Annotated in this window: 18 protein-coding genes; 13 read left to right on the top strand and 5 right to left on the bottom strand. The window is 63.8% G+C overall.

Annotation, left to right across the window (positions count from 1 at the left end; genetic code table 11):
- Window positions 1-24: 24 nt before the first annotated feature.
- From NDN01_RS11605 to NDN01_RS11575, 7 genes are all read left to right on the top strand, one after another.
- Window positions 25-1,308, top strand: coding sequence for an aromatic ring-hydroxylating dioxygenase subunit alpha (locus NDN01_RS11605; RefSeq protein ID WP_272627538.1), 1,284 nt, complete (start codon window positions 25-27; stop codon window positions 1,306-1,308).
- A 41-nt stretch (window positions 1,309-1,349) separates the two neighbouring features.
- Window positions 1,350-2,315 (top strand): fumarylacetoacetate hydrolase family protein, encoded by a 966-nt coding sequence (locus tag NDN01_RS11600; protein WP_272627537.1) that lies wholly within the window; start codon window positions 1,350-1,352, stop codon window positions 2,313-2,315.
- 38 nt (window positions 2,316-2,353) lie between these two features.
- Complete coding sequence (locus NDN01_RS11595) at window positions 2,354-3,376, top strand: protocatechuate 3,4-dioxygenase (protein ID WP_272627535.1); 1,023 nt, start codon at window positions 2,354-2,356, stop codon at window positions 3,374-3,376.
- Window positions 3,373-5,028, top strand: a complete 1,656-nt coding sequence (locus tag NDN01_RS11590) for an FAD-dependent oxidoreductase (RefSeq protein WP_272628176.1) — start codon at window positions 3,373-3,375, stop codon at window positions 5,026-5,028. Before NDN01_RS11595 ends, NDN01_RS11590 begins: the two co-directional genes overlap by 4 nt.
- Before the next feature lie 10 nt (window positions 5,029-5,038).
- Window positions 5,039-6,010 carry a fumarylacetoacetate hydrolase family protein gene (locus NDN01_RS11585; RefSeq protein WP_272627533.1) on the top strand — a complete coding sequence of 324 codons (972 nt, stop codon included), beginning with the start codon at window positions 5,039-5,041 and terminating at the stop codon, window positions 6,008-6,010.
- A gap of 54 nt (window positions 6,011-6,064) precedes the next feature.
- Window positions 6,065-6,571: a MarR family transcriptional regulator gene (locus tag NDN01_RS11580; protein ID WP_272627532.1), complete on the top strand. Its 507-nt coding sequence runs from the start codon at window positions 6,065-6,067 to the stop codon at window positions 6,569-6,571.
- 261 nt (window positions 6,572-6,832) lie between these two features.
- Entirely contained in the window at window positions 6,833-8,182 is a 1,350-nt protein-coding gene (locus NDN01_RS11575; RefSeq protein ID WP_272627530.1) for an MFS transporter, read from the top strand.
- A 279-nt stretch (window positions 8,183-8,461) separates the two neighbouring features.
- On the opposite strand, the gene NDN01_RS11570 is transcribed toward NDN01_RS11575, so the two are convergent.
- Complete coding sequence (locus NDN01_RS11570) at window positions 8,462-10,144, bottom strand: thiamine pyrophosphate-binding protein (RefSeq protein WP_272627528.1); 1,683 nt, start codon at window positions 10,142-10,144, stop codon at window positions 8,462-8,464.
- Between the two features lie 199 nt (window positions 10,145-10,343).
- Between NDN01_RS11570 and NDN01_RS11565 the strand changes: the two genes are divergently transcribed.
- The 4 genes from NDN01_RS11565 (at window position 10,344) to NDN01_RS11550 (ending at window position 16,852) form a co-directional block, all read left to right on the top strand.
- Complete coding sequence (locus tag NDN01_RS11565) at window positions 10,344-11,825, top strand: NAD-dependent succinate-semialdehyde dehydrogenase (RefSeq protein WP_272628174.1); 1,482 nt, start codon at window positions 10,344-10,346, stop codon at window positions 11,823-11,825.
- 512 nt (window positions 11,826-12,337) lie between these two features.
- Window positions 12,338-12,676: a hypothetical protein gene (locus NDN01_RS11560; protein WP_272627527.1), complete on the top strand. Its 339-nt coding sequence runs from the start codon at window positions 12,338-12,340 to the stop codon at window positions 12,674-12,676.
- Complete coding sequence (locus NDN01_RS11555) at window positions 12,673-14,844, top strand: CHAT domain-containing protein (protein ID WP_272627525.1); 2,172 nt, start codon at window positions 12,673-12,675, stop codon at window positions 14,842-14,844. The genes NDN01_RS11560 and NDN01_RS11555 overlap by 4 nt, the downstream gene beginning before the upstream one ends.
- Window positions 14,845-15,007: 163 nt before the next feature.
- Window positions 15,008-16,852 (top strand): N-acyl-D-amino-acid deacylase family protein, encoded by a 1,845-nt coding sequence (locus tag NDN01_RS11550; protein WP_272627523.1) that lies wholly within the window; start codon window positions 15,008-15,010, stop codon window positions 16,850-16,852.
- A 100-nt stretch (window positions 16,853-16,952) separates the two neighbouring features.
- Here NDN01_RS11550 and NDN01_RS11545 read toward each other — a convergent pair whose 3' ends face one another.
- From NDN01_RS11545 to NDN01_RS11535, 3 genes are read right to left on the bottom strand one after another with little or no spacing between them, the layout of a single operon-like run.
- Window positions 16,953-18,383 carry an efflux transporter outer membrane subunit gene (locus NDN01_RS11545; protein ID WP_272627521.1) on the bottom strand — a complete coding sequence of 477 codons (1,431 nt, stop codon included), beginning with the start codon at window positions 18,381-18,383 and terminating at the stop codon, window positions 16,953-16,955.
- 8 nt (window positions 18,384-18,391) lie between these two features.
- Window positions 18,392-19,966 (bottom strand): MDR family MFS transporter, encoded by a 1,575-nt coding sequence (locus NDN01_RS11540; RefSeq protein WP_272627520.1) that lies wholly within the window; start codon window positions 19,964-19,966, stop codon window positions 18,392-18,394.
- Window positions 19,963-21,123 (bottom strand): HlyD family secretion protein, encoded by a 1,161-nt coding sequence (locus tag NDN01_RS11535; protein ID WP_272627518.1) that lies wholly within the window; start codon window positions 21,121-21,123, stop codon window positions 19,963-19,965. The genes NDN01_RS11540 and NDN01_RS11535 overlap by 4 nt, the downstream gene beginning before the upstream one ends.
- A gap of 143 nt (window positions 21,124-21,266) precedes the next feature.
- On the opposite strand from NDN01_RS11535, the gene NDN01_RS11530 reads away from it, so the two are divergent.
- Window positions 21,267-21,680 (top strand): MarR family winged helix-turn-helix transcriptional regulator, encoded by a 414-nt coding sequence (locus tag NDN01_RS11530; RefSeq protein WP_272627516.1) that lies wholly within the window; start codon window positions 21,267-21,269, stop codon window positions 21,678-21,680.
- Window positions 21,681-22,023: 343 nt separating this feature from the next.
- Here the strand turns inward: NDN01_RS11530 and NDN01_RS11525 are convergent, their stop codons facing one another.
- Window positions 22,024-22,383, bottom strand: a complete 360-nt coding sequence (locus NDN01_RS11525) for a hypothetical protein (protein WP_272627515.1) — start codon at window positions 22,381-22,383, stop codon at window positions 22,024-22,026.
- Between the two features lie 227 nt (window positions 22,384-22,610).
- On the opposite strand from NDN01_RS11525, the gene NDN01_RS11520 reads away from it, so the two are divergent.
- Window positions 22,611-23,234 (top strand): hypothetical protein, encoded by a 624-nt coding sequence (locus NDN01_RS11520; RefSeq protein ID WP_272627514.1) that lies wholly within the window; start codon window positions 22,611-22,613, stop codon window positions 23,232-23,234.
- Window positions 23,235-23,266: the final 32 nt, after the last annotated feature.

The following is a 23,266-nucleotide window of genomic DNA, read 5'->3' as shown; positions in this document are numbered from 1 at the left end:
ATGACGTTTCGGGGGAGGAGGAAGATGGCCAGTCCGGCACAGAATGAACGACTGACGCGCGTCGGCCCGGGAACGCCGATGGGTGAGTTGCTGCGCCGTTACTGGCATCCCTTCGCGGCGACCGCCGAAATCGACGAACTCGGGGTAAAGCCGGTCAAGCTGCTGGGCGAATCGCTCGTTGCTTTCCGCGCGGGTGACGGCAGCTACGGGCTTATCGACCGTCAATGTCCGCATCGCCGCGCGGACATGGTGTTCGGCATCATCGAGGAAGACGGGCTACGCTGCAGCTATCATGGCTGGTGTTTCGCCACCGATGGCAAGTGCCTCCAGCAGCCCTATGAGGATGTCGCCAACCCCAAGGCGCGCTTCCGCGACAAGATCCGCACCAAGGCCTATCCCGTTGAGGAAAAGGCCGGGATGCTATGGGCCTATATGGGCCCCGGCCAGCCGCCGCTGGTGCCCAATTGGGAGCCGTTTACCTGGGACAACGGCTTCCGCCAGGTGGTCTATGCCGATGTGCCGTGCAACTGGTTCCAGTGCCAGGAAAACAGCCTGGACCCGGTGCATTTCGAATGGATGCACCGGAACTGGTCATCCCGCCTGTCGGGCGACGGTAGCTACGGGCCGAAGCACCTTGAGTTGAAGTTCGACGAATTCGAGTTCGGCCACATCTATCGCCGCGTCCGCGAGGATACCGACAAGGACAGCCAGCATTGGACGGTCGGTTCGACCGCCTTGTGGCCGAACGCCTTCTTCCTTGGCGATCATATCGAATGGCGCGTGCCGGTCGATGACGAGAACACGCTGAGCATCACCTGGATGTTCCATCGCGTGCCCGTCGCGCAGGAACCGTATGTCCAGCAGCGCGTGCCTTACTGGCGGGGCCCGGTGAAGGACGAGCGGGGCGAGTGGATCACCAGCCACGTGCTCAATCAGGACATCGTCGCCTGGGCCGGGCAGGGCGCGATCGCCGATCGCACCGAAGAGCATCTGGGGCAGAGCGATCTCGGCATCATCATGCTGCGGCGTTCCTTCGATGAGAATATGAAGGCCGTGGCGGAGGGCCGCGATCCCAAGGGGCTGATCCGCGATCCCGATCGCAACAAATGCGTCGAGCTTCCGATCAAGCATCGCGAGATCTTCACCACCTCGATGACGCTGGAGGAAAGCTGGGAGTTGGGGCGCAAGCTCGCCTATCGCTTCAACCAGCCGGATTACCCGCATCAGGTGGGCCAACCCGAGGAAATAAAACGCGAATTTCAACTCGCGATGGGGATGATCGCCGAGGACGCGGAACACACGATCTGACCGCTCCCGCGCGGGCGTTTGCAAAAAAGCAGGAGAGTAACATGAAGCTGGGCACCATCAGGATCAACGGCAAGCCAACGGTGATCGCACGCGTCGCGGATGATCAGGCGGTCGCGCTCGAATATGCGTGGATGGAGGATCTGATCGAGGCCGGCAATGCCGGGCTGGACAACGCCGCCGCCGCGATCGAGGCGGCCCTTGCCGGGCGCCTGCCGATCATCGGCCTTGCCGATGCCGACTGGATGGCGCCCAACCCGCGCCCGTCGAAGATTCTCGGTTGCGCGGTCAACAACAACAATCTCAACCAATATGCGGTCAAGCCGATGACCGCGCCGATGTTCTTCACCAAGGGGCGTTCGGCGCTCACCGGCCACAACAAGTCGATCGAACTGCTCAAGGATCACGGCCAGTCGATCCCCGAGCCGGAGCCGGTGATCGTGTTCGGCAAGACGGCGAAGAACGTGCCGCCTGAAAAGGCGCTGGACTATGTGTTCGGCTACACGCTGACCAACGACGTCACCGCAAGCGGGGTGAAGTTCTCGCAGGATTCGATCGCGCTCAAGCAGCGTCCCGAAGTGATCAAGCCGCACCATCTGGCGTGGCGCCCAAAGTTCGAGGGCGGCGAGGATACCTATCTGCTGTTCATCTACCACAGCAAGTCGAAGGGGGCTGACACCTTCGCGGCGATGGGGCCGTGGCTGACGACCAAGGACGAGATTTCCGATCCCAACGCGCTGCGCGTGCGCGGCTATATCGACGGCGAATGCTATGCCGACGACAGCACCGCCAATTATTTCTTCCCGGTGGAGCGCGTGATTTCCGAAGCGAGCAAGTGGTTCACGATGGAGGTGGGCGATTGCCTGCACACCGGCACCGCGTCGAAGGGCACCGAAAAGCACCCTCGCGGCAATATCGGCACCTACCTCAATCTCTATGACGGCAAGTTGACCGATGTGGAGATCGACGGGCTCGGTCGCCTGTCGAACCGCATCTCGGTTGGTTCCTGAACCACCGCTTTCTTCAAACATCTGCGCGCAGGGGAATTATGGCCAGGATCGTGCTCGGAATCGGCTGCGCGCATACGCCGCAGCTTCATACGCAGGCGGAGGATTGGGATCTTCGCGGGGACCGCGATCGCAAGGACGGCGTGCCCTTGTGGTTCCACGGCAAGAAGATGACCTATGCCGAACTGGCGGCGGAGCGCGCGGATGAGAAACTGGGCGAGCGGCTTGCGATCGAAACGCGCCGCGCGGCGCTCGACGCATCGTTTGCGGCAATGGACACGCTTCACGCCCTGTTCCGGGAGGTCGACCCCGACGTGGTGGTGATGATCGGCAACGACCAGCACGAATTCTTTTCGGAGATCGTGCCGGCCTTTGCCGTGATCGCCGCCGACGAACTGCCCAACCTGCCACGCACGGCCGAGCAGAACGCGCGGCTGCCGATCGGCATCGAGCTTTCCGATCACGGCCATTTGCCCGACGCCCGTGTCGCGTTCCCTGGCAACCGCGCGCTTGGCCAGCATATCGCACGGCATCTGGTGCGCGAGAGCGCGTTTGATGTGACACTGTGCCATGAAAAGCCGACCGTACTGAACGACAGGTCGCTGATGTTCGGCCTGCCGCATGCCTACGGTTTCCTCTACAAGAACGTGATCCGCGATCACATGAAGCCGAACGTGCCGGTCGACGTGAATTGCTGGTATTTCGACAATAGCCCCTCCGCCGCGCGCTGCTACGCGTTCGGTGGCGCGGTCGCCCGCGCGATCGCGGCATGGGATAGCGATGCGCGTGTCGCGGTCCTCACCACGGGCGGCCTGACACACTTCGTGGTCGATCCGGAATGGGATCGCCGCTTTTTGAACGCGCTGGCGAATGACGACGAGGCTGTCTTGTCAGCCATTCCACAGAATGAGCTGATGGCCGGCACGTCGGAGTGCAAGAGCTGGATCGCCACCTCGGCGGCGATGCGGCACGCCGGGTTGAAGATGCGCGAGATCGACTACCAGACGCTTTACCGCACCGAAGGCGGCACCGGATCGTCCTGTGCTTTCGTGACGTGGCAATGACGATGGCGGCGAGCAATGCCCAGGTGGTGATCAGCGGCGCCGGCCCCGTCGGGTTGGTGGTGGCACTGGATCTCGCGCGGCGCGGCGTGCGCTCGATCATTGTCGAGACCCGCAAGGCGGGTCAGCCGCCGAGCGTGAAATGCAACCATGTGGCAGCACGCACGATGGAGGCGTTTCGCCGGCTCGGCTTTGCCGATGTGGTGCGGGATGCCGGCCTGCCGTCCGACTATCCCAATGACTGCGTCTATCGCACCAGCGTGACGCAGGGACATGAGATCACCCGGATTCCGATCCCCGCACGGGCCGAGCGCTGGACCGATTTCACCGGGCCGGACACAGGGTGGCCAACGCCGGAGCCCCCGCATCGGATCAATCAGATTTTTCTGGAGCCGCTGATCTTCGCGCAGGCGGCCGCCAGCCCGCTGATCACGATCCGCACCGAAACCGAACTGCTCGATGCGACGCAGGATGCGGACTGCGTCACCGTCACGGTGCGTGATCTGGCCAGCGGCACCATCGAAACGCTGACCGCGCTTTATCTGGTCGGTTGCGACGGCGGACGCTCGCGCGTGCGCTCGATCATCGGTGCGGAACTGTCGGGCGATGCGGTCGTCCAGCGCGTGCAATCGACCTATATCCGCGCCCCGCGTCTTCTGGAGATGATGCGAGGCCGGCCGGGCTGGATGAACCTGTCGCTGAATGCGCGCCGTTCCGGCAATACGGTGGCGATCGACGGGCGCGAGACCTGGCTGATCCACAACTATCTCTATGAGCACGAAGAAGATTTCGATGCGATCGATCGCGATGCGTCGATCCGCACCATCCTCGGCGTGGACGACGATTTCGACTTTGAGGTGATCAGCAAGGAGGACTGGATCGGTCGCCGGCTGGTGGCCGACAAGTTCCGCGATCGCCGCATCTTCATCTGTGGTGACAGCGCGCATCTGTGGGTGCCCTATGCCGGCTTCGGCATGAACGCCGGGATCGCCGATGCGATGAACCTGACGTGGCTGCTCGCGGCGACGCTGAACGGCTGGGGCGGGGAGCATCTGCTCGACGCTTATGAGGGCGAGCGGCTGCCGATTACCGAGCAGGTGTCGCATTTCGCGATGAACCACGCGCTGAGTGCGATCGCGCATCGACGTGCCGTGCCGGAAGCGGTCGAACTTGATGGCCCCGAAGGCGAAGCAGCGCGCGCGGCGCTGGGGCAGCAGGTCTATGCGTTGAACGTTCAGCAATATTGCTGCGGCGGACTCAATTTCGGCTATTTCTATCCGGATTCTCCGATCATCTCCTATGATGGGGAAGCTCAACCGGCCTATTCGATGGCCCATTTCGAGCAATCGACCGTGCCAGGATGCCGCACGCCGCATTTCTGGCGGCGCAACGGCAACTCCGCCTATGACGATTTCGGGCACGACTATACGGTGCTGCGGTTCGATCCGTCGGTCGACGTGGCCGCGCTTGAGACGGCGGCAGCTACCGTCGGGATGCCGCTGACGGTGATCGATGTCGCTGACGACGAGCGCACCGGTGTCTATCGCCACAATCTGCTGCTTTCCCGGCCGGACCTGCATGTCGGGTGGCGGGGGGACGCGCTGCCTGACGACGTCGCGGCGCTGGTGGACCGGTTGCGCGGCGCGGCGGCATAGGGAGCGACCCATGAAACTGGTGACTTTTCGCAATCGGCAGGGACATGCTCGCCCCGGTGCACTGACCGGCGATGGGCGTGTGTTTGACATTGCCGCTGCCACGGCGTGCGACGGCGGCGAGATGCTGGGCGATATGATCGCGGTGATCACCGCCGGTCGCGCCGGCCTGGCGCGGATCGCGAGGTTGATGGAGAGCGGTGAGACGATCGCGCTCGACGAGGTTCAGCTTCTCGCGCCGCTTCCCCGACCGACGCAGATTCGCGATTGCGGCAATTACGAAAAGCATGTCCGTCAGGCGATCGCCGCTGCGATGCAGCTTCGCGCCAACGCAACCCCTGATCCGGCCGCGACGCTGGAGAAATTCCGCGCCGCCGGCCTGTTCGAGATTCCGCCGGTGTGGTTCGAGCAGCCGCTCTACTACAAAGGTAACCCGATGACCGTCATCGGGCCGGACGCCGAGGTGATCCGGCCGCGCACCGCGAGGCTGATGGACTATGAGCTCGAACTGGCGATCGTCATCGGTGGCCCGGCGCGTGATCTGACGCCTGAAAACGCGCTCGACGCTGTGTTCGGCTATACGATCTTCAATGATTTCTCGGCCCGCGACATTCAGTCGCGCGAAACGCAATTTCGTTTCGGCCCGGCCAAGGGCAAGGATTTCGATACCGGCAACGCGATCGGCCCCTGCATCGTCACTGCCGACGAGATAGCCGATCCCGAAGCGCTGACCATGATTGCCCGAGTCAACGGCGAGGAGCGCGTCCGCACTACTTCGGGTGGCGGGCAGCATTCGATCGTCGATACGATCGCCTATATCTCGCGCGACGAAACGCTCCATCCGGGGGATCTGATCGCGCTGGGCACCGTGGGCGACGGGTGTGGCTATGAAAGCCTGACCTTTCTCGACGATGGCGACGTGGTCGAACTGGAGGTCGAGGGCATCGGCGTTCTGCGCAACCGGCTGAAAGGCCATGCCGGCTGACCGGCCGGTGCTGTTGTACTATTTGCCATGGCCCCAGTTTGTGCGATGTCGAACATGATGTCTGATGAGATTAGTGGCCTGCCGCCCTATCGGCATTCGATCGCCGGCTTGCTGCTTGCGGCGCGTGAAGCAACCATGGCGCCGATCCGGCCGGAGTTGCGCGCGGCGGACGTGACCGAGCAGCAATGGCGCGTGCTGCGCGTGCTGAGTGACGAAGGGCCACTGGATATCGCAACGCTGGCCACCAGCGCGATGCTGCATGGTCCGAGCGTCACGCGCATTCTGAAGGAACTGGGCGAGCGCGATCTGATCGCACGCGACGTTGACCCGCAGGACAAGCGCCGCTCGATCATCGCGATCACCGATGTCGGACGGGCGCTGGTGTCCAGGACAGCGGAACACACGCGCCTGTTGGTCCAGGGTTATCAGGAAGCGTTCGGCAAGGAACGTCTCGGGCTGCTGATGAAGGAACTCTCCGCGTTCCACGCGGCGCTTCAGCAATTCGCGCCCGACGAACAGAATCGCGAGCAATCCGCCGCTGCCGGACGAGGCAAGGGCTGACCAGGTTTCTGCGGATTTTCGCGCGGACATCGCATTTTTCAAGGACGAGAAGCGGGATGCGAGGCTTTCCCGGGCGTCCGCGATATGCGTCGCGGATCACCGGATTCGTTTGCCGATTGACGTGCTGAAACAGGGATATTGATTGCGTCACCAGAATCAGAATTGTATCGTATTACGATACTAAGTTTCGTATTGCGTGCCGATTGTCGCGACCAGTTTTAGCGATGATGCGCCGGGCGATAGAGAAAGCAGGAGAGGTTGATGACTGGTAGCGCGATCGACGGTGGCGATGCCGCACGAGAGGCGGCGGCCTATCCGCGCGGCGTGCGGCCGTGGCTGTTGCTGTCCTATTTGACGTTGCTGTTCGCCCTGTCGTTCATCGATCGCAACATGATGCGATCAATGGTCGATCCGATCCGTGCTTCGCTGGGCATCAGTGATGTGCAGATCAGTTTGCTGGAGGGTGCCGCCTTTGCGGTACTCTACAGTCTGGCGTGCATCCCGATGGGCTTCGCCGCGGATCGCTTCAGCCGGCGTTCGTTGCTGGGCGTCGCGGTGGTCGGCTGGTCGGGCATGACGATGTTGTCGGGCTTCGCCTCCTCCTACCGGATGCTGTTCGCCAGCCGGATGGGGCTGGGTATCGGGGAGGCCGCGCTCCAGCCGTGCGCCATGTCGATGATCCGGGACAGTTTTCCGCCGCGCCGGCGGGCGTGGCCGCTGGCGATCTATACGACCGCGCCCCTGGTCGGCTCAGCGCTGGCGCTGGTCATCGGCGGTGCGCTTTACGGGTTTGCGAAATCCGGAGGCGCGCGCGGTATCCCTATTCTCGGTAGCATTGAGCCATGGCAGTTTGCGATGGTCATCCCTGGCCTTGTCGGGCTGTGCCTTGGCTGCCTGATCTTCCTCTTCCGCGAGCCGCGCCGCGTCGATGTCGACGTCACCGCCGGAAGCGGGCCGGGGATGAAAGATTCGCTGCGCCATATGCGCGGCAACGCGAAGCTTTACTTCCTGGTGTTCGGCGCGGCGGTCCTGTGGTCACTGGCCAATACCGGGTGGAGCGCGTGGCTTGCCCCGGCGATCGAGCGCCAGCATCATTTGCCGCCGGAAGTGGTCGGGCCAACGGCCGGGACGATCGCCCTTATCTGCTCAGCCATCGGATCGCTGGGAGCTGGGTTTCTGATCGATCGCCGATCGCTGGCGGGGGACCGCGACGCCATCCTCAAGATATCGATTGCGCTGCAGGCGCTGCAGATCGTGCCGGTGATCGGCATGTTCATGGTGCAGGGGACGACAGGCGTGTGGATCTGCCTCGCGCTGGCCAATCTGCTGATCGGATCAATGCCGATCGCTGCCTTCGCGATCATCACCGAAATCACGCCGGGCTACCACATCGGCAAGATCATTGCCCTGTTCAACCTCGCGCAGAATTTCCTCGGCCAGACGATCGGGTCGAGCGTCTTTGCCTTCATCGGTGAGCGAGTGATCGGTGGTCCACTCGGCATCGTCTGGGCGATCGTCGCCTGCTATCCGGTCATCATGGTCCTCTCGTTGCTGCTGAGTGCGATGCTGATGCGCGCGCGCCGGCGCTTCTTCGCCGCGCAGATGGCATAGCTTCCCGCTGCTGAGGACGCGGTTTCGGGGCGCGGCCGGGGCAAGGGCTCGATTGCGGCCTGGAAGGGTGGGGCCAGCCCGGCCCACCTATCATCGTGCGGTACGCCCGATGATAGGTGGGCCGGTCGAGCGTGGCGGCGTGCCGGGCGGGGCATCAATAGCGCCTGTCGCCTTCGCGCCGTGCATCCCGCACCTAACGGCATGATCCGCTTTCCAACAAAGAAAGCCCGGTGCGGCTGGGCCGAACCGGGCTTCACAGAGGAATGCGTTACCGCTTCGTCAGGCAGGATCGCCCAGCGGGTTGGGCGGCACTGGCACTGGCGACGGCACGAACGGGTGGATCAGCGCCCACGGGCTGGGCATTTCGCCGACCTTCACCGCAATCAGGGCAGGGCCACCACGCTCCTTCGCCGCGCGCAGCGCGTCGCGGAGGCTATCGGGCGAATCCGCGATCACCGTCGGCAGGCCGTAAGCGCGGCCGAGCAGCTCGAAATCCGGGCTTGCGACGTCGGTGCCGAACTCGGCACCGAACACGCGGCGCTGGATGCGCTGGACATTGCCGAACTTGCCGTCGACGAACACGACGATCGACGCATTGAGGCCGTCGCGCGCAAGCGTCGCCAGTTCCTGCATTCCCCAACTGAAGCCACCGTCGCCGTTGAGCGAGACGACGCGCCGATCGGGATTGCCGTGCGCGGCGCCCAGCGCGGTATTGAAGCCGTAACCCAGCGTGCCCTGATAACCCGGCGTGATGAAGGAGTGCGGGCCGTATACGGGAAAGCCGATGTTCGAGTAGTAACCGACCTGAGTGAGTTCGCTGACGAGGATATCGTCATCGGCCATCGTCTCACGCAACGCCTGCACATAGTCATGCTGCGGCCGGATCGCGCTGACCTGTTGCGCGACCCATTGTTTGACCTTGGCGATACGATCGGTCGCCGATGGGGCTTGCCCCGCACCGATCGCGCCGAGCAGCGCGCGGGCGCCCTCCTGCACATCGCCCTCAAGCAGTATCCCCTCGGCGCGCGGCGCGCCCATGTGGTTGGGGCTGGCGTTGAGATAGATGTAGGTCACCCCGTCGCGCTTGTCGGTCGGTTGCGCGGTGCCGTCGAGGAAGCGGCTGCCGGCGACCAGCACGACATCGGCATGCGGCAATACCGCACGGCCGCCCAGCGCGATCAACGCGAGCGGGTGGCGATCATCGATCAGGCCACGACCGGCCTCGCTCATTACCACCGGCGCCTGCAACCGCTCCGCGAGCGCCTGAATTTCGGCGGTGGCGCCGCTCGCCACCGCGCCGCCGCCGGCACAGATCACCGGATGGCGCGCCGCAGCCAGGGCTTGTGCTGCGCGTGCGATCGCGTCGGCGGCCGGAGCCCTGCGAACGCGTTCTGCGCGGGGCAGCAGCGACACCATGCCAGTCGCCTGAAGCACGTCGGGCGGTACTTCCAGCGCGACCGGGCGCGGCGTGCCCGAACGCAACTGGACGAACGCCTCATGGACGAGCCCGGGAATCTCCGCCGGGGTTCTGGCGATGCCGTGCCACTTGGTCATCGACTTGAGCACGCCGCTCTGGTCCGGGATTTCGTGCAACATGCCATGGCCGGCACCGATCGTGCTGCTGGGGATCTGGCCGACGAGGAACAGCACCGGTGCGTTGCAGGCATAAGCGGTCGCGATGCCCGAGAGCGCATTGAGCATGCCGGGACCCGGCACGACCATGCACACCGCCTCGCGGCCCGTGGTTCGCGCATAGCCATCCGCCATATAGGAGGTGGCTTGCTCGTGACGCGGGACGATCATACGCAATTCGTCCGAGCGCTGGCGGATCGCGTCCACCGCCCAATCGAGCTGGATGCCCGGGATCGCAAAAATGTCCTTCGCGCCTTCCGCGATCAATTGCGCAACCAGCGCCTGACCGCCGGTCATTTCCACTGCACTACCCTCTGCTGCTTCACTCATGCGAATTGTCTCCATTCGCTTAACATGTTATGTTTATCTCGCGGCTTTGGCAAGGGTGAGTGACCCGGGGAAGGTCGCGCTGGCCGCGACAGGAGACATCTGGGTTGAGCCGGCGCGTCGTTTCTTTCCCGTATGGCCACTCCTTTCCGCCATTGGAGACGCGCATAAAGGTCTTTCCCAAGCAGGTGCGGATTTCATGATGAGCAACAATGCAGTTTCCTCTCCCGTTCGTTTGAGCCGCCCCGATCTGCTGCGCGCGGATGCATTTCTGGGTGGCCGCTGGACCGGCGCCGAGCGACGTTTTGCCGTCACCAACCCGGCGAACGGCGCGCAGTTGGCGGAAGTGGCCGATATGGGCCTCGCCGAAACGCGCGCGGCGATAGCGCAGGCGGCCGCCGCTATGCCGGCGTGGGCGGCGACCACAGCAAAGGCGCGCGCGGTAATCCTGCGACGCTGGTTCGAGCTGATGATGGCGCATCAGGAGGATCTCGCGATCCTGATGACCGCCGAACAGGGCAAGCCAATCGCCGAAAGTCGAGGCGAGATCGCTTATGCCGCGTCTTTCCTCGAATGGTTCGCTGAGGAGGGCAAGCGCGCTTATGGCGATATCATTCCCACGCACAATGCCGATCAGCGTATTCTGGTGCTGAAGCAGCCCGTTGGGGTGGTCGCGGCAATCACGCCATGGAATTTCCCGGCGGCGATGATCACGCGTAAGGTCGCGCCCGCGTTGGCGGCGGGCTGTGCCATCGTCGTCAAACCCGCCGAGCAGACGCCGCTGTCGGCGCTGGCGCTCGCGGTGCTGGCGGAGGAAGCGGGGCTGCCTGCCGGGTTGCTGAGCATCCTTCCCACCACCGATGCGCGTACGATGGGCGGTGAGATGACTGCCAGCCCGGTGGTGCGCAAACTTTCGTTCACGGGATCGACCGAGGTCGGCAAGCTCTTGTTCCGGCAATCCGCCGATACGGTGAAGAAGCTCGGTCTGGAACTGGGCGGGAACGCGCCCTTCATCGTTTTCGACGACGCCGATCTGGATCAGGCGGTCGCGGGCGCGATGGCGTCGAAATACCGCAATGCCGGGCAGACCTGCGTCTGTGCCAATCGTCTATATGTGCAGACGGGAATTCACGACGCCTTCGTTACGCGACTGGCCGATGCCGTGTGCGCGCTGAAGGTGGGTGACGGCGCGGTTGAGGGCACTGACATCGGGCCGCTGATCGATGCGGCAGCGCTCGACAAGATCGAGCGCCACATCGCGGATGCGGTCGGCAAGGGGGCAACCACTGTCTGTGGCGGCGCGCGTTCGGCGCTCGGCGGCACTTTCTTCGAGCCGACGTTGCTGACCGGTGTCACCGCGGCGATGGCTGTGTCACAGGAGGAGACGTTCGGGCCGCTTGCCCCGGTGTTCCGGTTCGAGGACGAGGGCGAGGTCATCGCGCAGGCCAACAATACTCGCTTCGGCCTCGCGGCGTATTTCTACGCACGGGATCTGGGGCGCGTGTGGCGTGTGGCGGAAGCGCTCGAATATGGCATGGTCGGTATCAACACCGGCATCATCTCGACTGAGGTTGCACCTTTCGGCGGGGTGAAGGAATCGGGTACCGGCCGGGAAGGTTCTCGCTACGGAATTGAGGACTATCTGGAGATAAAATATCTCTGCCTGGGTGGGCTGGCGTCGTAGCGACGCGAGGCGACAGAACGGTCCGTGCGGGCTTCTTGAAGACTGGTCATGGGGTCCGCAGAAACCGACCGCCAGGGGATGGTGAGCAGGCTGAACGAGCCCCTTGAAGCGTTAAGAGCCCTTGCTCCACTTGGTCAGGGCATCATCTCCAGAGGTTGTTCATTGTGACCGTTTCAGCGGGCTGCGCAGGGTGGTGCGGACAGCCTTTGTGGGTGGCCTGCTTGAGTTGCAGGATGGCCCTACCAGCCGCGGCACGATGAAGTGGCGATGCCCGAGGCCAGGAAATATCCTGGCTCGCGCAACATCGATACCGGCGAGCATTAGCAGCAACAGGGCAGCACAAGCGACCGAGCAATCGAATGGCGCATGGATCGTCCGCCGGAAGGCGCGGGAGATGGTTGCTCAATCGGCGCGGATGGGCGCAACATGCTCGTCCGGTGGTCACCCGAATCAAAGAGGATCGGATGGAGGCCGGGATTTCGCGTCGGGCGACATCGAAGGGGAGAGGGCAATTGGATCGATACAGGCTCGACATCACCGGACTTTCCGATGCTGATGCGGCGCAGCTGGCCGGGCTGCTGGGGGTGGAATCGAGCGTGGCTCCGATTGAGCAGGCAACGACGCGGACGGCTGGGGAACTCGTGTCTGCAGCCTTCATCCTCGGCGTGCTGAACGCGCTGCCCGCGCTTACCGCGCCCATCACTGACTTTCTGAGCAAGCTGCGCGAGCAGAAATACATCAAGTTCAAATTCTCGGTCGATGGTGGCGAGACCTTTGTCGAGGGATCGGGCACCGCCGAGAATATCGAGACTCTCGCCAGGACGATGAAGCAGCTCCAGGCAAAACCGTGAAGAGCCTGGTCGGCGCGCTGCGTCGGGGCCTTGGATTGCGGACCCGCAATCCCGGGGACCTGTCGCTGCCCGGCACGCCCGATCCTGATGCGCATGGGCTGGACCAATCGCCGGGGCAACATGTCGGCGCTCTCGGTGCATTCCTGGTGGCCGAACTCGACCGTCAGCGCCGGGTCGCCTCCGAGCACATGGCTGACCCCTATTGGACCGACGGCCGCACTGGCCACAATGTCGGCGAGGACGAGATGCAGGCGGTGCGGTTTCTCGAGGCGATCGACCTCGCGCCCGGACCCGACGAGGCCGAAGCGCCGGCCTGTTACGCAGGGAGACTATGGCGTGCGCTCAACGCCTCCCGATCCCGCTTCCGGTCGATCGAACCAGATCCGGATGGCTATGGCTCGGGGACGTTTGGCGAGGTGATCGCGGCACTGGAGAAGCAGTGCGACGTCATGGGTATCTACCTTCCGGAAGAAAAGGAGGCGTCGCGCGCGCCGGATGGCGACTGGTATGAGCTGGATCGGCAGCTGCAGGATGCGAAATTCCACGCCCAGGCGCTCGTCCGGGATGGCAATCTCTTCCTCCTGATGGACCAGATCCAGGTCGCGATCTTCCTGACCCTGATCAGAATCCATCGCGAGCGGGACAAGCTCTCCGACGCGGAAATCGCCTATTATTCCAAGGAGCTTTACGATCTGCGATCGATGGCGCTGCTGGGGATAAGCTCGATCCCGAGGATCCTTCTCGGCTATTTCTATCGCTATGTGGCGGGGCTCTCGAATGCTGTCAGCATCCTGCGGACCGCGCCCGATCCCGACCTTCTCGATCAGGTCGACCGGCTGCCCTATACCAATTTCGGGTTCGATTTCGAAGCGGGCAAGAGAGCGATCACCGACCAGGGCGTCGGAAACTCGGTCTATCGCTATACCGAGGATACGCCGCACGCCTATATCCTGAACGGCCTGAACTATCTGGAGGCGGTCGCGACGTCGTCTGAACTGGCGCTGCTCGATCTGGTTTTCCGCGATCCGGCAGAGTCGTTGCTCGGTGCCGGGTCTGCCATCCTCTACCATTATCTCGAAGCGCAGCCCTTGTCCGAGGATGCCCGTCAGCAATCGGGCGAGAGTATCTTGTTCTGTCTGGCGGTCCGGCCTCGTGGTGACGGGACGCTCGACGTCCAGGGATGGAATTGCGGGCCGGCCGGCGCGATCTACGGCGATATTCATCAACTGGCCCTGATGGCTGCCTTCGATGCTGCCGTGACCGGGGGCGAGGCTGGCCATGAGGCGGCCAACCAGCTCTTCGGGCTTTCGCAGCGCTTGCGGCCCGAAGGAGACCAGGAGCCGCGCGATGGCGAGCAGATCGTCATCATCGCGGAAGGACCGAGCGCTTTGTTTCCGTTCGCGGCGCTCGGGCTTCGCGACGGTACGCGCCTGGCGGAGCGTTCCGCCATCGTGATGCCGCTGAACGCGACCGGCAGGCCGTTTGCCGACGATCGGGGCGGCGGTTTCGCCTCGGCCGTGGTGATCAGCGTCGCGGAACAGGCCCCGGACGGCAGCACGGCGGCGCTGCCTGACGCTGCTGGTGAAGGAGAAGCGATCGCCCAGCTTTGGAACTGCACGCATCTGCGGGACGATTCGGCGGACCCGGTGACGACGGCCCGCATGCTCGAGCAACATGCGCTGGTGCACATCGCGACGCACGGCCTTGTCCGCGGAACCCTGCGCCACCTCGATCGCGCGCTTGCGGCGAGGGATCCGGTTACCTTTCTCAGCGAGGCGGAGGCGGCGATGGACGCGGCGGCGCTGGTAGCTGGCGGCCGTGCGGCTGATGGATCGCCCCGGCTGTTGTCCGGGCAGGATATCCGGCAACTCGACCTTAGCGGCACTAGGCTCGTCTTTCTCTCGCTGTGCGGAGGCGCATCGGCACGCGCCGTCGGCGGGGAGGCGGCGTTCGGCCTTGCGCAGAGCCTGGTCCGGGCGGGCGCGGCGATGGTCGTGGCAACGATCTATCCCGTCGCCGATGCGGTGGCGCGCGAAGTCGCGACGCGGTTCCATTGGCAGCTTGCGACCGGTGTGGCGCCAGCCGAAGCGTTGCGCCGGACCCAGCTTGCCATGGCCGCTGAGGGCTATGGCTGGCATAGCTGGGGCGGGTATCAGCTCCTGGTATGACTCTTGCCGTGATGCCCGCTGCCCAGGCCCATGTCCGTCGTCGCGCGGATTCGACGCCGAACTCGATGACTATGGCGATAAGGGCAAGCCAGCCGACGGCGGCTTGTCTAAACCGGGCTTAGAAGCTTGTAATAAAGAACAGAAATTCCTGAGGAGGGCGGTTATGATCCAGGATACGAATTGTCCGACTGGCGCATCGGTAGAAATATTCGAGCCGATGATCGTCGAACCATCTTCGGATCGCTTCGGACTACGGCGCGTGCGGAAACGGCTGATTGTCGGGAGCCTTTTGCTGACCGCCAGTGCCTTGAGCTTTCTGCCTCAGGTCCGGGCAGGAAGCCCCGCGCCGGTTTACGACGTCATCATCAGGAATGGTGAGCTGTTCGACGGCAGCGGGGCCAAGTCACGCGTTGCGGACATCGCCGTCCACGGTGATCGCATCGTCGCAATCGCCGATCACATATCGGGGTCGGCAAAAGTCGAGATCGATGCACGGGGCAAAGCCGTGGCACCAGGCTTCATCAACATGCTGGCGCACCCGGAGGAAAGTCTCATCGCCGACGGCCGAGCGCTGTCCGATCTGAGGCAGGGCGTCACGCTTGAAGTTCTGGGTGAGGATTCAATGGGGCCGGTGAACGCGCGCATGAAGGCGCTGATGCCAGCCCGGCAAGGCGATATAAAATACCCTATCAACTGGAATACGCTCAGCGAATATCTCGAGATGCTCGAGCATAAGGGTATTGCTCCCAACGTTGCTTCCTTCGTGGGGGCCGGGACGGTCCGGAATTACGTTCTTGGCGAGGGGGACGTCCAGCCGACGCCCGAGCAGGTTTCGGCCATGCAGCAACTGGTGCGCGAACAGATGGAGGGCGGGGCGCTCGGACTGAGCGACGCTCTCATTTATTCTCCGAATACCTATGCGAAAACGCCGGAATTGATCGCGCTGGCCAAGGTCTCCGCACAATGCGGCGGCATGTACATCGCCCATATTCGAAGCGAGGGTGATCGTCTCGAACAGGCCGTTCAGGAGACCTTCGATATCGCGAGGGCGTCCGGTGCACCGGCCGAGATTTATCATTTCAAACAGGCCGGCCGCGACAATTGGGGCAAGTTCGATACCGTGGTCCGGATGATCGAAGCCGAACGGGCAAAGGGTGTCCGCGTTACGGCTGACATGTACACCTACACCGCCGGAGCGACCGGCTTCGACGCTGCGATGCCGTCCTGGGTGCAATCCGGGGGCCTCGAAGATTGGATCGCGCGCCTCAAGGATCCAGCGATCCGAGCCCGGGTAGCGTCCGAAATGCGGAATCCCCATCCTGGCACCTGGGAGAATTTGTACGCGGGAGCCGGCGCCGAGGGGACACTCTTGCTGGCCTTCAAAAACCCTGCGCTGAAACCGCTGGCGGGCAAGACCCTTGCTGAGGTTGCCAGGATGCGCGGCAAGAGTCCCGAAGAGACCGCCATGGATCTCGTCGTCGAAGACGGCACCCGTGTCGGAGTCGCATATTTCCTGATGAGCGAAGAAAACGTGCAACGGGCGATCGCACTGCCATGGATGAGCTTCGGCTCGGACGAGGCGGCTCCCGCACCCGAAGGCGTGTTCCTGCTCGCGCACAATCATCCCCGTGCCTATGGGAATTTCGCGCGGTTGCTTGGACATTATGTTCGCGAGAAACAGGTCATTTCGCTGACCGAGGCGATCCGTCGACTGACGAGCCTGCCAGCTGACAATCTGTCCCTCAAGGACCGGGGGCGCCTGAAGAAGGGCTATTTTGCCGACATCGTGGTGTTCGATCCCAAAACGATCAGCGATCACGCGACGTTTGCCGACGCGGCGCAACTCGCGACTGGCGTCGATGACGTGCTCGTCAATGGCGCGTTCGCGCTCAGGAATGGAAAGCCGACCGGCGGCGCAACGGGGCGGGTGGTTCGCGGCCGGGCCTGGACAGGTGCCCCCGGAGGCGGCTGTCGGAAATCGCCTTCGGAGTGGACCTGGTCGAAGTAAAATTCGACCGGGGCGGTTCCTCTCCTGATCCAGCAAGGGAATTGCCCTCTCAATACGAACTGTCGCCCGTCGCACCGCGGTGGTGCGAGCGAGCGAGAGCTCAACTGCTCGACGGCTGCCAGCCCAGGCCAAGCGCCTTCTGCAAGGCGATATAGTCGTTCGACAGCTCCGCCGTTCCTGCCGCCAGATTCTGTTCTGCCGAGGCCCGTTGGCGCTCGGCGTCGAGCACATCGATCAGCGTCGCGGTGCCGGCATGATAACGCTGCTGCATCAGGATCGCCGCCCGCTCCGCTGACGCTTTGGCCTGGGCCAGGGCGACCAGCGTCTGGCGCTGGTGACCGAACCGGGTCAACGCGTCCTCGGCGTCCTTGAGTGCGCCCAACACCGCCTGGCGATAGCGCGCCTCTGCTTCATCGCGCACGCCTTTCGCCTGATCGACCTGCGCCGCGTTTCGCCCGAAATCGAGGAAATTCCACTGGATCTGCGGCATCACCAGCGCGCTGATGTCATTGAGGTTGGTAAGGTCGCCCGGCTTGGTGCCGCCGATCCCGATCAGTCCCATGAAACTTACCTTGGGAAAGCGTGCCGCTTCGGCGACGCCGATCTTGGCGGTCGCTGCCGCGAGTTGGCGCTCTGCCGCGCGGATATCCGGGCGGCGCTGGAGCAGGTCGGCCGGGTCGCCCACCGCAACGCTGGCCGGGGGCAGCGGAAGTGGATTCGGCTGCTTGACCAGATCGTCGAGTGCCCCCGGGCGCTGTCCGGCCAGCACGGCAAGCGCGTTCATGTAGGCCTCGGCATCGGCTTCCATCGGCGCGATCTGGGCCTGGGTCGCGCGGAACTGCCCCTCGAGCCGCTCGACATCGAGCGCGGAGGCCACGCCGCGCCCTTGGCGCTGCCGCGTAAGATCGAGCATCTGGCGCTGCAGGTCGGCGGTGCGGCTTACCAGCGCAAGCCGCGCCTGCGTATCGCGCAGCGCGATATAGGATTGTGCGACGTCGGCGGTCAGCTGGACCTGCGCGTCGGCGACGTTCGCTTCGGCGGCCTGCAACGTCGCGCCCGCCGCTTGCGTCGATCGCCGCTGTCCACCGAACAGATCGACCTCCCAGCTCGCGTCGAACCCGGCATTGTAGAAGTCGAGCGAGGTGCTGTTGCCACTGCTGCTGTTTTCGCCACCGAGGTCGATGCCGGGTAACTGCGCATGAACATAGGAGGCGCTCGCCGAACCGTTGGGCAACAGCTTCGCGCGTTCCTGCCGCAGCGTGCCGCGGGCCTGACGCACGCGCGCCACCATGATCGCGGCATTCGGATTGTCGGCCAGGGCGCGCTCCTCGATCGCGTCGAGGGTCGGATCGCCCAGCGACTCCCACCAGCGCGCCAGCGCTGGCGCTGCCGGGGTCACTGCCGTGCTGCTGCGCGCGAACGTGCTGGAAGGGGCGGTCGCGGCGCCGACCTTGGGCGGCCCGGCATAATTCGGACCGACGGTGCAGGCGCTGACCAGCGCGACCAGGGGGAGCAGGGCAGGATAACGCATGATCACCTCTAGTGAGCCGCCGCCATCGGCGCGCCCTTGGGCAACGGACGCAGGAACAGGACGAGCGGGGTGACGATCAGGATGCCGAGTGCCAGCAGCCAGAAGATGTCATTATAGGTCATGACCAGCGCCTGGAGCTGGACATTGCTCTCGATCGACCGGATCGCGGCACTGGTGCCGCCCATCGACCGGGCGGTGCCGGCAACCCAATCCTGCACCGCGAGCGAATTGGCCGACAGCGTTTCCTCAAGCCGGCGCGAATGGAACCAGAGCCGCTGGTCCTGGATGGTCGCCAGCATCGCCAGCCCGACCGACCCGCCGATATTGCGTGCCGCGTTGAACAGGCCGGAAGCATCGCCGGCGAATGCGGGCGGTACGGACCGGATCGCCGCCTGGTTGAGGAACAGCATCACGAAGATCGTGCCCACACCGCGCAGAAGCTGCCCCACGGTGAAGGCGCCGCCCACCGAGAGCGCGGTGAGATCGGAATCGTTCCAGCAACTATAGGCCATGACCAGCATGCCGAAAGTCACCGCGATTCGGATGTCGATATATTTCATCAGCAACGGTGTGAAGGGCATCAGGATCAGGCTGGGGATACCGGCCAGCAGCACGACATGGCCGGCCTGCAGCGCGTTGTAGTTCGCCACCACCGCCACGAATTGCGGGATCGCGTAGGAAGTGCCGTACAGCACCATGCCGAGCACCATGCCCATCAGCGCGACGCTGCCGAACTGGCGATCGAGCAGGAGTTGCAATCGGATGACCGGCCGCCGCGCAAATATCTGCCCCGCCAGCAAGAGCAGGAACCCAAGGATCGCCACTCCGGTCAGCTTGATGATCAGCGCGGATTCGAACCATTGCTCGCGCTGTCCTTCCTCCAGCACGACGGTCAGCCCGCCGAGCCCGAGCGCGAGCCCGGCGATCCCCAGCCAGTCGGCCTCACGGAACTGGCTGAGCTGTGCCTTCTGGTGCGGCAGGCCGACGATCAGCAACGAGATCAGCACGGCACCGACCGGCAGGTTGATGAAGAAGGCATAGTGCCAGCTGATATTCTCGGTCAGCCAGCCGCCGACCAATGGCCCCAGCACCGGCCCGAGGATCGCGGTGACCCCGAACATCGCCGTGCCGATCGGCTGCTGCGATGGCGGCAGGCGCGTCGCGATGATCGTCATCGCGGTCGGGATCAGGGCACCACCGGTGAAACCCTGTCCGGCGCGGCCGAGGATCATCATGGTCAGGTTGGTCGACACGCCGCACATCATGGAGAAGGCAATGAACAGCGTCGTCGCGATCAGCAGGAAGGTGCGCAGGCCCAGCACGCGCTCAAGCCAGGCGCTGAGCGGGATGATGACGATCTCCGCGACGAGGTAGGACGTCGCGATCCAGGTCCCCTCGGTGCTGCTCGCGCCGATCTCGCCCTGGATGGTGGGGAGCGACGAATTGACGATCGAGATGTCGAGCGTCGCCATCAGCGCGCCCAGGCTGCCCGCCGCCACCGCCAGCCACGCGCCCAGATCGGCGCGCTCCGGCGCGGGCGATGCCTGGGGCGCGGGCAGGGCGTCGGCGGTCGCCGCGGTCATTTGCCCTGCCGCCGGTTGAAGGCGTCCTGTTCGCGCTCGATCTGCTGGCGCGCGCCCTTGGCCGACACGGTATCGACCTCGACATCGACCGACATGCCCGGCAACAGCAGCTTGCGCGTCTCCGGCCCGGCGTCGATCGCGATGCGGACGGGAACCCGCTGGACGATCTTGGTGAAGTTGCCGGTCGCGTTCTGCGGCGGGATCAGCGAGAATTGCGCGCCGGTGCCGGGCGAGAAGCTCTCGACATGGCCGATGATCTCGACCCCCGACAGCGCATCGACCTTGACCTTGACCGGCTGGCCAACGCGTATCAGCCCGACCTGAGTCTCCTTGAAGTTGGCCTCGACATAGAGTTTGTCGACCGGCACCACTGACATCAGGCGCACGCCCGGCTGGACGAACTGGCCGAGCTGTACCGATTTGTCGCCCACCCGGCCGTCGATGCTAGCGCGGATGACCGTCGCGCCGAGATTGACCTTGGCAGCGTCGAGTTGTGCCTCGGCGGCCTTGCCTTGCGACAACGCCTGGCCGATCTGGCTCTGCAAGGTCCCGATCCGCCGCTGTGCGCTGGTCAATGCGGCCTGCGCGGAGGCGACCTGCGCCCCCGCCTGCTTTTCCTGATCGCGCAACTGGGCGAGCTTCTCGCCCGTTTCAGCGCCGGTGCTGGCGAGGGGGGCGTAGCGCGCGACCTGGCCATGGGCGAACTGCCACGCGCTTTTCGCCTGGGCGAGCTGGGCGCGTGCCTGGTCGATCCCTGCGTGCTGCTCGCTGATCTGCGCGCGCACGCCCTGGGCATTGGCCGTCGCGACGTCGATCTGCGCCTGATATTGCGCGGTCTGCGCCTGATAGTCGCGCGAGTCGATGCGGAGCAGCGGCTGGCCGACTTTCACTTGCTGATTGTTGGCAACGAACAACTCGGCGACATAGCCACCGACCTTGGGCGAAACCACCACCGCGTCGGCCTGGACATAGGCATCGTTGGTGCTCTGCATATATCTGCCATGGGTTTCATAGCGCCAATACCACAGGCCACCGGCTAGCAGGACTGCAACGACGATGACGATCAGGATCATGCGGGTGCGGGGATTGCGCAGCGGTGATGGCCGCTCGGCCCTGTCCTTGTCTTCGGCTGATTGGGGCGTTTCGTCGGCGGACATCGACTCTCTCATCCTCGTACAAGCAAATCGCGCCTTGCCTTTGCTCGCGGCTGCAGCATAAGGCAATACCATATTTTGAGGACCCTCACTAAATGCCCGACCTAGACGCCCTCGCTTCCAAATTCGGTAAGCTGTTCTTTCGCATGCATCGCTTGCTAGACCGGCGCATGGCCGAGTGCGGGGCGTCGCTCGCGCGGACCAAGTTCCTGTTATATCTGCAAAAGGAAGGCCCTTCGCGCGCGACCGATATCGCCGATTTGCTGGGGCTTGCACCGCGCACCGTGACTGAGGGGCTCGACGGGCTGGAGCGCGACGGGCTGGTGCGCCGCGATCCCGATCCAAGCGATCGCCGTGCCAAGATCGTGTCGCTCACCGAAACGGGAACGCGTGCGATCAAGGCGACCGAGCCGCTTCGACTCGAATTGACTGAGCGGATATTTGGCGTCCTGAGCGACGAAGAGCGGAAATCGTTGGACGATTTGCTCGATCGGCTGTCCTCGTCAGTCGATAGCGAAGAGGTGGACGAGACAGACTCTTGCGCGATCGGGACAGTGTGATAGCCTTTCCGCATCGGCAGCGTCCAAAGCTGCTGGAGGAGAGGTCATGGAGCGCTACGATCCGGCGCTGCAACGCTGTGGGTTTGGCCTTCTTTGTTTGGCCAGCGCGGTCGCTCTGTCGATCAGCGGCATCGCCTATCTCGTTTTCCGCTAGGCTTGCCCGCTGACCTGACGTCGGCGTCTTTCCCGTGGGCTGGTCTGGCGTTGCGCGCGCTTTCACGACCGTCAGCAACGGATCTCGGAAATCCCGAAAACTGACGTTCGGTCGTGCCGCCAATATGGGGTCAAACTTGGCGGTTGGTGGAGATGGCCGGTCGAAGCCGATACGCTCAGCTGCGCCTTGTCACTGATAGCGCAGCGTCTTCTCGAACCCCTCGTTCGCCTTGGTCATCTTGGCCAGTTTCCTGAGTTGCCCGCGAACATGCCGCTCGAAACGCGTATCGTCATGGATACCCGTCACCCGATATTCTTCCAGGCCGATCAGTTCCTTGATGCGCCTGGCGAATGTGACCTGCTCGTTTGTGCAATCCGCCGCCTGAAGCGCGCGGCAAACCCATTCCTCGGCAGCGGCCTTGTCATACTCATCCTGTGCCTCGTATCCGCGCCTGTCCGCCGCCGCCTGGTCCAGCTTCGACGCGGTGAACCGACGCTCCAGCCATTTTCGGACCAGTTCTCCATCCCACGCCTTTGACGGATTGCTCATCACTCGCTCCAAACTGACCAGCCCGTCACCATAGACGGCATGATGGCAGAAGCCAGGTTCGCTAACCGACGGGCGACTGCGCGCGCCAATTTTCGTCGTTCGGGTCAGTTGCTGACTCGACCCGAAGCAGTCATTGTCCAATCGGCTGCGGAGCCTCCGCCGTCGTGTCGCGTTCCTGGCCAAATGGCCGCTGTCGGACGAAGTCCCCGTGGAGAATCAGGTGCCGAATGCGTGAACTGGTCCATGCTGGGGTTCGGGGAGCTGTCCGGTGGACATTCATTTCGGTCGCTCTCTCCGCAGGGCTGCTCGCGAGCGCCCCTGCGTCCGCCCAGGCATATGCCATGCGGGATGTCGAAGGCTGGACGGTGGCGGCGAGCAAAGACAAAAGAGGCTGCTTCCTGACCAGGACGTATGAAGGAGCGGGGGGAACGACCCTCCTTCTCGGCCTCGATATCGATGGCAGCAACCGTCTCTCGGTTCTGAATGACAACTGGTCGATCAAACGGATGGACCGGCTGAAATTGAATTTTCGGCTCTCCAGTGGCGGCTATTCCAGGCAGCAGGTGGTCGGAATTGAGTCCGACGGAAAAAAGGGCTTCGTCACGAATTTCGAAACAAAATTCCCCGACTATTTCGCAGCATCCAAGGCTCTCCATATCTCTCGGGGCGACGTGCCGGTAGAGCAGTTGAGCCTGGAGGGGAGTGGCGCGGCGGTTGCCGAGCTGCGCCGTTGTGTCGGCATGTACGCGGCCAAGGCCGTGGCTGGTGCGCGAGAAAAGGGACGTTCCGACCAGATACCCAGGGACCCGTTCGCACCTGATGCCAAGCGGAAATCCAGGGAGAAGCGGTAGCTGCCTGTAACGTTTCGCTGAGCGTCCGCTGT

Source organism: Sphingomonas sp. QA11, assembly GCF_028473665.1.
Lineage (GTDB): Bacteria > Pseudomonadota > Alphaproteobacteria > Sphingomonadales > Sphingomonadaceae > Sphingomonas > Sphingomonas phytovorans.
The sequence above is the reverse complement of the archived record's forward strand: the minus strand, read 5'-3'. Positions and strand labels throughout refer to the sequence as shown.

Coding starts and splice junctions, on each gene's coding strand:
- NDN01_RS11575 (WP_272627530.1), top strand. CDS start 6,833: ATGACTGGTAGCGCGATCGACGGTGGCGATGCCGCACGAGAGGCGGCG.
- NDN01_RS11595 (WP_272627535.1), top strand. CDS start 2,354: ATGGCCAGGATCGTGCTCGGAATCGGCTGCGCGCATACGCCGCAGCTT.
- NDN01_RS11600 (WP_272627537.1), top strand. CDS start 1,350: ATGAAGCTGGGCACCATCAGGATCAACGGCAAGCCAACGGTGATCGCA.
- NDN01_RS11535 (WP_272627518.1), bottom strand. CDS start 21,123: ATGTCCGCCGACGAAACGCCCCAATCAGCCGAAGACAAGGACAGGGCC.
- NDN01_RS11550 (WP_272627523.1), top strand. CDS start 15,008: ATGATCCAGGATACGAATTGTCCGACTGGCGCATCGGTAGAAATATTC.
- NDN01_RS11525 (WP_272627515.1), bottom strand. CDS start 22,383: ATGAGCAATCCGTCAAAGGCGTGGGATGGAGAACTGGTCCGAAAATGG.
- NDN01_RS11540 (WP_272627520.1), bottom strand. CDS start 19,966: ATGACCGCGGCGACCGCCGACGCCCTGCCCGCGCCCCAGGCATCGCCC.
- NDN01_RS11530 (WP_272627516.1), top strand. CDS start 21,267: ATGCATCGCTTGCTAGACCGGCGCATGGCCGAGTGCGGGGCGTCGCTC.
- NDN01_RS11605 (WP_272627538.1), top strand. CDS start 25: ATGGCCAGTCCGGCACAGAATGAACGACTGACGCGCGTCGGCCCGGGA.
- NDN01_RS11520 (WP_272627514.1), top strand. CDS start 22,611: ATGCGTGAACTGGTCCATGCTGGGGTTCGGGGAGCTGTCCGGTGGACA.
- NDN01_RS11545 (WP_272627521.1), bottom strand. CDS start 18,383: ATGCGTTATCCTGCCCTGCTCCCCCTGGTCGCGCTGGTCAGCGCCTGC.
- NDN01_RS11590 (WP_272628176.1), top strand. CDS start 3,373: ATGACGATGGCGGCGAGCAATGCCCAGGTGGTGATCAGCGGCGCCGGC.
- NDN01_RS11585 (WP_272627533.1), top strand. CDS start 5,039: ATGAAACTGGTGACTTTTCGCAATCGGCAGGGACATGCTCGCCCCGGT.
- NDN01_RS11580 (WP_272627532.1), top strand. CDS start 6,065: ATGATGTCTGATGAGATTAGTGGCCTGCCGCCCTATCGGCATTCGATC.
- NDN01_RS11565 (WP_272628174.1), top strand. CDS start 10,344: ATGAGCAACAATGCAGTTTCCTCTCCCGTTCGTTTGAGCCGCCCCGAT.
- NDN01_RS11570 (WP_272627528.1), bottom strand. CDS start 10,144: ATGAGTGAAGCAGCAGAGGGTAGTGCAGTGGAAATGACCGGCGGTCAG.